This is a genomic window from Endothiovibrio diazotrophicus (assembly GCF_054657215.1).
This window is the reverse complement of record NZ_BAAHXB010000283.1, coordinates 1-843: the sequence shown is the minus strand read 5'-3', so window position 1 is coordinate 843 and position 843 is coordinate 1. Positions and strand designations below refer to the sequence as shown.

At 45.8% G+C, this 843-nt stretch carries 2 protein-coding genes; both read right to left on the bottom strand.

Features of this window, described 5'->3' with window-relative positions; translation table 11 throughout:
• Window positions 1-48 precede the first annotated feature (48 nt).
• Window positions 49-483 (bottom strand): hypothetical protein, encoded by a 435-nt coding sequence (locus ACYQ2W_RS26445; RefSeq protein ID WP_459874089.1) that lies wholly within the window; start codon window positions 481-483, stop codon window positions 49-51.
• Window positions 471-843: RHS repeat-associated core domain-containing protein (locus ACYQ2W_RS26440; RefSeq protein ID WP_459874087.1), on the bottom strand; the 373-nt coding region annotated here is incomplete at its 5' end. The genes ACYQ2W_RS26440 and ACYQ2W_RS26445, both read right to left, overlap by 13 nt.

Below are 843 nucleotides of genomic sequence, written 5' to 3'. Positions count from 1 at the left end.
CTCGAGACCGAGCGGGGCTTCGTGATGTAAAAGAACTTACGGATACTATTACGTTTGTTCCAATGAGACATCTCTAGCAATTAGAAGCACCGAGGCACCATACACAGCCTCAATTTCTAAAAAAACTCTTTTTGATGAGTTTATGTCATCAATCACCTTGTTGACATCTTTATGCGCCAGTCCTTCTTGATGCTCCGGGATCTTTCCGTGCAGCAAATAATAAATTCTATCGAGAACATCTTGTTCGCAGCTCATTCCGTTCGCAAATAAATTTATCCGATCGATTATATTCTGTGTGCGCATTTCATTTAATAGAAAATCACTCACCGAAAGAGCGCTAAGCAACCAGTGCTTGTTGTCGTGATCATTTATTCCAATTAATACATTGGTCCCAGCTTCAGTTTCTACAATAGACGTAGAAACAATCTTGCATTCTACAAATAGATCAAGATCCATTTGCTCACCTTCTTCTAAATAGGACATACAGGCCGCCCCGGATGCTCTCGCACTCCATCAGGCCACTCATGCACATGATCATCGGGAAAGCCCGGATGTGGCTTGTCGATATCAATTTCAGGTCTTCCGTCAGGGCCGTATTTGCGCGAGCGTCTCTTACCATCAACCCATTCGCCCGGCGTCCCTCTGTCGGGCACATCTTTTACTTTCCCGCCATCATTAAACATTTTGTCGCCAAGGTATATCCCAATGGCTGTACCAATGACCGCGCCAACTATTGCCCCGACGGGGCCAGCAACCGCACCACCACTTAATGCTCCCGCAACAGGGTTCAATCCATTAGGGTCGGTGAAGTTAAGCGGGTCGTTGAGTACATAGGAGTAAAGA

Excerpts from the sequence above, each read along its gene's own strand:
- ACYQ2W_RS26445 (WP_459874089.1), bottom strand. The coding sequence starts at position 483 with ATGTCCTATTTAGAAGAAGGTGAGCAAATGGATCTTGATCTATTTGTA.